The sequence below is a fragment of the Pseudoalteromonas sp. MelDa3 genome, from assembly GCF_002863625.1.
Lineage (GTDB): Bacteria > Pseudomonadota > Gammaproteobacteria > Enterobacterales > Alteromonadaceae > Pseudoalteromonas > Pseudoalteromonas arctica.
Genome location: NZ_PJBR01000245.1, coordinates 1 through 8,463, shown reverse-complemented (window position 1 = coordinate 8,463; position 8,463 = coordinate 1). Strand labels below are relative to the sequence as shown.

Here is an 8,463-nt window from a genome sequence, read left to right as displayed (position 1 = left end):
TCATCAGCGCATACTTATTTAAGTAGAGCGGCTAATTCATGTAAATCTTTCACAACGTGATCTGGTTTTTTAGCTAATGGGTAAAGTGCTTTACCTGGGCGTGCAATGAAAGTGGTTTGTAAGCCTGCTTCTTTTGCGCCAGCAACATCCCAGCCATGGGCTGCAACCATCATAGCTTCATTTGGTGCTACATTTAGCTTTTTAAGTACCCATTCATAAGCACGTAAGTCTGGTTTGTAAATTTTAATATCTTCAATGCTGTAACGTGCATCAAAGTAAGACATTAAACCAGCGCTTTCAAACTGTGCCTTTACACCTTTGTTTGAAGAATTTGTAAGGCTTACTAACTTATAGCCCTGAGCTCTAAGTTTTGCCAGTCCTTCTTTAACATCGCTGTGTGGAGGAAGCGTTAAAAGAGGCGTAACAATAGCTGTTTTAGCTTGTTCACTAGTAATATCAATATTATTATTTTGAGCAACCATAAGGAGTGATGCCACCCCAATTTGCCCAAAGTCGTGATAACTACCGCTTACTGTATCTACTAATGAATGGTGCAGCATAGTCGAAAACCAAAGTGGTAATAAATCTTCACGCCCGCCTAGTGCTTTACCAATAGAGGTACGCATTGACGTTAAATCAAGTAGGGTTTCGTTTACATCAAAAATAAGCACTTTGGGCTTTACTTGTTCTTTTGGTTCATCAGCGACTGCATAACCAGATACAAGGCTTGTGCCTACAAGTAGTGAAAGAGTAAGTGTTTTTAACGATTTTAAAATAGACATTAGTTATTCTCCGATTCAAGTGCTGCCATAATATCAGTAGGTTCTGCGCGTAGGGTGTAGTCTTCGTTTAAAAATGCGTATGTAATAACACCTTCTTGGTTTATCACATAAGTAGCCGGTAGCGGCAATTTAAAGCTTTTATCGCCGTAGTAGTGTTCAAAATCAATACCAAATTGTGTGTATAACGCTTGAATACGCTCATCAAGTGTAAACAATAAACCAAATTGCTCAGCTACTTTATTACTAACATCTGAAAGCACGTCAAACTCAAGATCGTTTTTTTGTGCAGTTGAGAGAGTTTCATCAGGCAGTTGTGGTGATATTGCGACTAACTGAGCATTTTGAGTTTTAAATTGCGGTAAGTAGTCATTAAGTGCTTTTAGCTCTAAATTACAATATGGGCACCAGCCACCACGATAAAAGCTAATAATTACCGGGCCTTTTTTTAATAAATCCGCAAGCTCAATGTTTTCGCCGTTATGGTTGGCTAGGCTGAAGTTTTCTACCTTTTGACCAATTTGCAACGCATTGTCTTTAATATGCTGTGCAATAAGCTCTTCGTTTGTAGTGTTCATTAATGCTAAAACGTCAGCCGGTAACTTGGCATCTTTTTGTACGTTATAGGCATCTATTTGCGCTTTTAAACTCATGATTGAACCTCAATAATTAGACTATTTGCAATTATAGTGTTTTACATATTTAAATAAACATTGCAAAACTGAAAGCTTCATTCGAAAATGTTAAACATTGAAAAGTGCACAATGGCATCTTTATGTATAATTTAAGCGACCTAGAAACATTTATAGCAGTAGTTGAAAATAAAGGGGTGCTTGCTGCTGCGCGCGAGCAGCGTTTATCGCCTGCAACGGTAAGCCATCGCTTAAGTAAATTAGAACGTGAGCTTGCAACAGTACTTGTTTTTAGAGATAGCCGACGAGTACGGTTATCTCCCGCAGGTGAAATATTTTATACGCGAGTTGGCGCTATAATGGAGGCGCTGCACGACGCTGAGCATAGTATTGGTGCGCGTAGTTCATCTGTGAGTGGTTTATTACGCGTGACTATGCCCCCTTGGATTTTTTCAAAATACGTAATGCCAAGACTTAATGAGTTAGAGCAGGCCTATCCTGAACTAAAACTTGATTTTTTAATTACAGATCATTTTGTAAATGTTGTTGATGACGCACAAGATGTGGCAATTCGTGTAGGACAATTAAATGATTCCGGTTTACTGTCGCGAAAAATAGTAAACAACAAACGTATACTTTGCGCAGCTCCTAGCTACATAAAAAAATATGGCATGCCTAAAAGCTTAGCTCAATTGAGCGAACACTATTGGGTTTGCCTGCCGTGGCAGCGCCAATTAAAGCTTTTTGATGAACAAGGTAAAACACATACTTTTAATGCAAGAACACGCTTTACTATTTCTAATTCCGACAATATGACTCAAGCAGCCATTGCAGGTCATGGCATTGCAATTAAATCAATGATAGCTATTCATGAAGATATTAAAAATGGCATTTTAGTTGAAGTTATGCCCGGTGTAATGGCACAAGATGATGCACCAGTTTGGTTTTTGCGTCCGCAAAATAGCTTAACTACCCGCAAAACCGATGTATTTTATGACTTTATGAAATCACTATTTTTGAGCTGCGAATAAGCGTTTAAATGAGCGTTTTACTCCAGTTAAAAACAAATAACCAGTAAGCTCGGCAAGTAAGGCAACTATAATAGCTGCAACAATGGCGGCTATAATAGAGTCTTTTTTTAAAATGATTTGACCTTCGAAGCGTTGCCACACTTGTTGCTTTACATCACTCATGCCACTGATTATAGTAAAAATATATGGAGATTGCGCAAACCTATTTACAGCGATTTGTAAGTCTTGTTGTCGTGTGTAAAGTGTACTGATATTACTTGCACCTTTATTCACAATCCCATCATCAATATTTTTATAGTGTTTAATTAGCTTATTTAAATCATTATTAAAATACTTAGCTGCATCGCTTTTAAAAGGCGCAATGGCATTATTAGCTTCAATTAATTGGGCTGATAATGCTTGGCCAAAATCGCTTATAAATGCAGGAATTTGCACCCCAAGTAGTAAACCGAATGCAAAGAAACTAAGTCGGATGTAATCTAAAAATTTACTCATTTATCTTCCTATCCATTTAAATAACCCAGAATTAACATTTGAGCTTGTTTTTATATCAAAAACTCGTAATCTAATGGGGTGTGTTGACCTTTGTGGATTGAAATTTTTTCAATCTAGGTACGATTTAATCGCGGCGCGAGGTTTGTAACCTAGCGGGCTAAGTCAAAACCAAGCAACAAAGAGTTAATCGTCCCTAGAAAGAACCCAACGGGCAGCGCATGTTTGGCATTTATGCTGCGTTATCGCCTATTTATGGGGAATAACCACACTACATAGGCTCTGCCTTGCCTAAATACCAAACGTACTGCTGCAAATTCAACCACGAAAGGCCAACACGCCCTAATAATAAAAATAACAACAGGTGGATGTTAAGGATGACGAAAAAAGTAAAATTCACGTCAACATTTGTTGATATATCTAAACAGCTCAAACGTTTTGTATCGCGCATCGTTCAGCCCGACGATGTAGAAGATATTGTGCAAGAAACCTTTGTAAAAAGCTACGAAGCTGATTTAAAGCAAGATATACAGTTTACGCGCAGTTACATGCTTAAAACAGCAAAACACTTAGCACTTAACCATATAGCTAAGTGGGACAACAAATTTAATGATTCGTTAGAAAATGATAACGAATTACCGGTATTACTCAAATCAATGAAGCTTGAGGATGAATACACATCTAAAGAGCGCTTTTTACTTTTTTGTAGAGCTACTGAGCAACTAAGCTCATCGATTCGTAAATGCTTTATATTAAAAAAAGTTTACGGCATGAGCCAAAAAGAGATCGCAGACCAAATGCAGTTAAGCCAAAGCACTGTTGAAAAACACATTGCCAAAGGATTGTTACAAACCATGTTGTACATGCGGGAACATGAGCAAAGTCCACAAACAAACCCTAAAGCTCAAGCACACCCTATCTCAGTTAAGAGGGTCGCAGAATGAGTAATGTTCATCAATTTAATTCAAAAGATTTAATTTTAGAAAAGTCATGTGATTGGATAAGCGCGATTGATCGTGGTTTAACTGATGATGAAAAAGAGCAATTTAAATTATGGATGATGCAAAGCATCGCCCATCAAGACTCTATATACGAGCTTGCTCAGCTTTGGGATGAGCTTTCGGTGTTAAATGAATTAAGTCATTTATTTCCTCAGCGTAACAATACTAAAGCATCAAAAAATAAGTGGATGTTTTCTTACTCAATTGCAGCGAGCTTATTTGCAGCGTTAATGGTATGCAGCTACTTATTAATTAATTTAGAAAACGGCTATAACCAAGAGCTTGCAAAAGTTAACTACACTAAAATTTACAAAACAAAAGTAGGCGAGCAAGCAACGTATGTATTGCCAGACGGCACTATAGTGCAGCTTAATACTAATAGCTTGCTAGAAGTTGCTTATAGCAAAGGCCGCAGGCAGTTGTTACTTAGTCGTGGAGAAGGGCGTTTTAACGTAGCAAAAGATGCCACGCGTCCGTTTAGTGTTATGGCCGGCGACAAAAGCTTTACCGCACTCGGTACCGTGTTTAATGTACAGCGTAATACCTCATCAGATTTAGAGCTTGTTGTTACCGAAGGCAAAGTGATGATCACCGACCCTAGTGTAGCGGTTGACGCAAATGACTTTAAAGATTATCAGCTTGCAGATAACAGCACGCAAAAAATTCGTCAAATTAATGCCAATATTGTTACCTCAGGCGAAAAAGTAATTATAGAGCAGAGTGTTACCAAGCCAATTACCCAGCTTTCAATGAACGACGTACAACGCGATTTGGCATGGCAAAATGGCATGCTTATTTTTAATGGAGAAGAGCTAAGCGATGCTTTAAATGAAGTAAGTCGCTATACCGCCACACGTTTTGAGCTTTCATCGGCCGAGCTTGCCAGTATTAAAGTAGCTGGGGTATTTAAAGCGGGTGACGTTGAAGGTTTACTTGAGAGTTTACAAACTAATTTTTCGATTGATCATGAGCGTTTAGGTGAGCATGTAGTAACGCTAAAACACCATACAGAATCATAAGTAGACGTTATGCAAATCAAACTAATGTTAGATAAAGTTGCATCAATAAAGATTGAACGTAAAAAAAACATTAAAAAAAAGAAACAAAGCCATAGAGGATTTTTGTTTGTCAGCTGTTTATATAAGTTGCGCAGTAACCAAACGCATTTATTGAGTGGATTTAGTGTGCTTGTACCGGCTATTTTTAGCTTGAGTGTACAAGCAGCAACTCAAACCACTGGGCAAATGGTGCAATTTGATATAAAAGCGCAGCGAGCAGACAAAGCCTTAATTGAATATGCTAAACAAACAGAGCAAACCGTGGTGTTTTCTTATGAGTTGGCAAAGCAGTATGACGCAAATTCAGTTTATGGATTTTACACTCAGCTAGATGCTCTAGAGGCATTATTAGGTGGGACTGAACTCGATGCGGTTGTTGATCAAAATGGTTTACTGAGTATAAAACTCAAACAAATCAATAGGAATGATAACAACATGATGAAGCTTTCAGCGGTCAGTGCAGCAGTATTACCAGCTTTACTTGCAGTAAATTCGCAAGGTGTAAACGCAGCAGAAGAAGTCGCTCAAGAAAAAATTGAAAAAATTGCTATTGTCGGTAGCCGTGTAGCAGGACGTTCAGTTGAAGATTTACCCGTTCCAGTAGATATCTTAAGTGCAGAAGCGCTTGAAAATACAGGCCAAACAGAAGTTGGTCGTATGCTACAGTCTATCGCCCCTTCATTTAACTTTTCAAGCTCTGCAATTAGTGACGGTACTGATGCTTTAAGACCTGCGACACTTCGCGGTTTGGGCCCCGATCAAACATTGGTTTTAATTAACGGCAAACGTCGTCACCAAGCAAGTATTATTCATATTAATGGCTCTGTTGGGCGTGGTACCGCAGGTACTGACATGAATGCAATTCCAGCTTCTGCAATTAAACGCATTGAAGTATTACGTGATGGCGCTGCTGCTCAGTATGGTTCTGATGCAATTGCAGGTGTTATTAATATTGTGCTTAAAGATGGTAGCGAAGGTGGCAAAGCGGCTATTAACTACGGTCAATATTCTGAAGGCGATGGCGAAACCATTAACCTTGATTTTAATAAAGGCTTTGCGCTAGGTGATGACGGTTATTTAAATACAACTATCAATTACCGTGACCGTGCACCGACTAACCGTGCTGGTTTACATGGCTCTTGTCAGTTTTATGGTTGTACAGAACTAAGTGACGGCACTTTACTTGCTGGCGATCCGCGTGAGCTGACAGCCGATCGTGATACTTTTAGAATTGGTGATGCTGATTCTCAGCAATTTGGTTTAACAATTAATACCGGTTACGAGTTAGGTGATGGCGAGCTTTACGGCTTTATTACTTACTCAACACGTGAAAATGAGTCGGCTGCATTTTTCCGTCATAATGCAAATGCAGGTGGTAACCCAGTACTACAAGATAACGATGCGACGATTCCATTAGGTTTCTTACCAAAAATTAATACAACTATCGACGATATCTCGTACAACTTTGGTTATAAAACTGAGTTTGATAACGATGCAAGCCTTGATTTATCTTACACCTATGGTGAAAACAGCATTGATTACACGACAAGTGACACTATCAATGCCTCATACGCTAACTTTTTACGTTATGACCAAGGTTTAAGTGCTGCTGATATTCGTACAACTATCCCACGTGAAGCGTACGCTTACGGCATGGAATTATCACTGCAAACAATCAATATTGATTTTACGCAAAACTTTGATGATTATTCTTTAGCAATGGGTGCAGAAATCCGTACTGACGAATATCGCATTTTAGAAGGTAATGAGTACGCATACCGCGATTACGATACAACCAACGGTGTAAGTATTTACAACGGCTTAAGTGGTGGTGTTGGCTCTGAAGATGCATCAGGTGGTTCACAAGGTTTTGGTGGTTCAGCTCCTGCGTCATCAGTTGATGAATCGCGTGATGTAATTTCATTTTACATAGATGCAGAATCTTATGTGATTGAAGATGTAATTTTATCGGGTGCACTTCGCTACGATAACTACAAAGGCTTTGGTGATACAGTAAACTTTAAGCTTGCTGGTAACTGGTCTGTAACCGACGATATTTCACTACGTGGTGCATTAAGCTCAGGTTTTAGAGCGCCTTCAATGCAGCAGCTTTACTTTAATAACGTAAGTACGCAATTTGTTGTTGGTACTAATGGTAATTTAGTTGCAGAAGAGGTTGGTACATTTAGAAATGATTCAACACTTGCGCAAAGCTTAGGTATTCCAAAGCTTAAAGAAGAAAAATCACAAAACCGTAGTTTAGGTATTGTATATAACGTTACAGATAATATTAATGTAACCGTTGATTACTACTCAATTGATATTGACGACCGTATTGTAATTAGTGACCGCTTAGGTAAAGGTTTATCTACAAGCCTTGATGCTGCACTAAATAGTGCGGGTGCTGGCGTAGGTCAGTTCTTCTTAAATGGTGCTGATACAGAAACTCGTGGTGTTGATTTTGTAGCAACGTGGAACACTGAAGGTTTAGGCGGCACGCTTGATTTTACACTTGCAGCTAACTTTACTAAAACAGATGTTGTATCGTTATTTTCGCCTGCTGGCTCAAGCCTTGAGACAGTAAACGTAGACGATATATTTTCAGCGGAAGACATCTCTATTATTGAAGAGTGGCAACCAGAGGATCGTATTAACTTAAGTGCGCTTTATCAACGTGACGATTGGACAGTTAACCTGTCACTTAATCGCTTTGGTGAGTACACAGTAGAAGATGGTGGTCGTCAAACGTATGGCGCAGAAATTTTAACTGACGTTAAAGTTAACTACTTCGTTACTGAAGATTTGTCGGTAAACATTGGTGCAAATAACTTGTTTGATGTTTACCCAGATAAAAACGAAATAGGTAACTCTCGCTCAGGTACTATTGTGGATGCTAGTGGCAATACAGTAATAAGTAGCTCAGGTGTGTTTGACTACTCACGTCGTTCTGCTCCATTTGGATTTAACGGTGCTTACTACTACGTAGGTGCAGAATACCGTTTTTAATTAATAACCTCCCTTTCGTTATTTAACTCAAAGGGCCGTAAGGCCCTTTTTTTGGTTTTATCTTGGGCTGTTTTATTTAGAAATCAAACTTATTGAATAATCATCGTATTGCTTAATATTATTCATTACACTCATTAAAGTATTATGTGTACTGTTTTCGTCTGCGGTTATAAGTACCGAACTTATTTCATATTTAGCCGCGAACATCGCTAAATTAGTCGCAACTTGCTCTAAATCAATTAACCTCCCCGAAAAATATATTCCGTTACTTTCATCAATTCTAAATAAAGCATTTTTAACAGGCTTATCTATTTGAGGGCTGTCGAGTGGTCGGTTTAATTCAATAGCCACAGGTTTTACAAAAGATGTAGTTACAATAAAGAAAATTAGTAATATGAACACTATGTCTAACATCGGGGTCATATCTACATCAGCATTATTTTGCAGTTTAGTTAGGGCGTGTG

Annotated in this window: 8 protein-coding genes; 4 read left to right on the top strand and 4 right to left on the bottom strand. The window is 38.6% G+C overall.

The genetic code is table 11. The features are described from left to right. Window positions 1-14 precede the first annotated feature (14 nt). Entirely contained in the window at window positions 15-782 is a 768-nt protein-coding gene (locus CXF89_RS20410) for a haloacid dehalogenase type II (RefSeq protein WP_024590458.1), read from the bottom strand. Beyond that, complete coding sequence (locus tag CXF89_RS20405; RefSeq protein ID WP_007585680.1) at window positions 782-1,432, bottom strand: peroxiredoxin-like family protein; 651 nt, start codon at window positions 1,430-1,432, stop codon at window positions 782-784. Before CXF89_RS20405 ends, CXF89_RS20410 begins: the two co-directional genes overlap by 1 nt. A gap of 122 nt (window positions 1,433-1,554) precedes the next feature. On the opposite strand from CXF89_RS20405, the gene CXF89_RS20400 reads away from it, so the two are divergent. After that, entirely contained in the window at window positions 1,555-2,442 is an 888-nt protein-coding gene (locus CXF89_RS20400; RefSeq protein ID WP_007585683.1) for a LysR family transcriptional regulator, read from the top strand. On the opposite strand, the gene CXF89_RS20395 is transcribed toward CXF89_RS20400, so the two are convergent. Beyond that, window positions 2,422-2,937 carry a DUF2937 family protein gene (locus CXF89_RS20395; RefSeq protein WP_121955609.1) on the bottom strand — a complete coding sequence of 172 codons (516 nt, stop codon included), beginning with the start codon at window positions 2,935-2,937 and terminating at the stop codon, window positions 2,422-2,424. The genes CXF89_RS20400 and CXF89_RS20395 overlap by 21 nt on opposite strands. Before the next feature lie 374 nt (window positions 2,938-3,311). On the opposite strand from CXF89_RS20395, the gene CXF89_RS20390 reads away from it, so the two are divergent. Genes CXF89_RS20390 through CXF89_RS20380 form a run of 3 tightly spaced genes read left to right on the top strand, consistent with a single transcriptional unit; the run spans window position 3,312 to window position 7,999 of the window. Continuing rightward, window positions 3,312-3,878 carry an RNA polymerase sigma factor gene (locus tag CXF89_RS20390; protein WP_002961494.1) on the top strand — a complete coding sequence of 189 codons (567 nt, stop codon included), beginning with the start codon at window positions 3,312-3,314 and terminating at the stop codon, window positions 3,876-3,878. Beyond that, a complete protein-coding gene (locus CXF89_RS20385; protein ID WP_007585689.1) occupies window positions 3,875-4,954 on the top strand; it encodes a FecR family protein in 1,080 nt (359 codons plus the stop codon). The genes CXF89_RS20390 and CXF89_RS20385 overlap by 4 nt, the downstream gene beginning before the upstream one ends. 9 nt (window positions 4,955-4,963) lie before the next feature. After that, a complete protein-coding gene (locus tag CXF89_RS20380) occupies window positions 4,964-7,999 on the top strand; it encodes a TonB-dependent receptor plug domain-containing protein (RefSeq protein WP_101216180.1) in 3,036 nt (1,011 codons plus the stop codon). Between the two features lie 72 nt (window positions 8,000-8,071). Here CXF89_RS20380 and CXF89_RS20375 read toward each other — a convergent pair. Next, the coding region (locus tag CXF89_RS20375) for an ExbD/TolR family protein (RefSeq protein ID WP_374703131.1) at window positions 8,072-8,463 on the bottom strand (392 nt) is incomplete at its 5' end.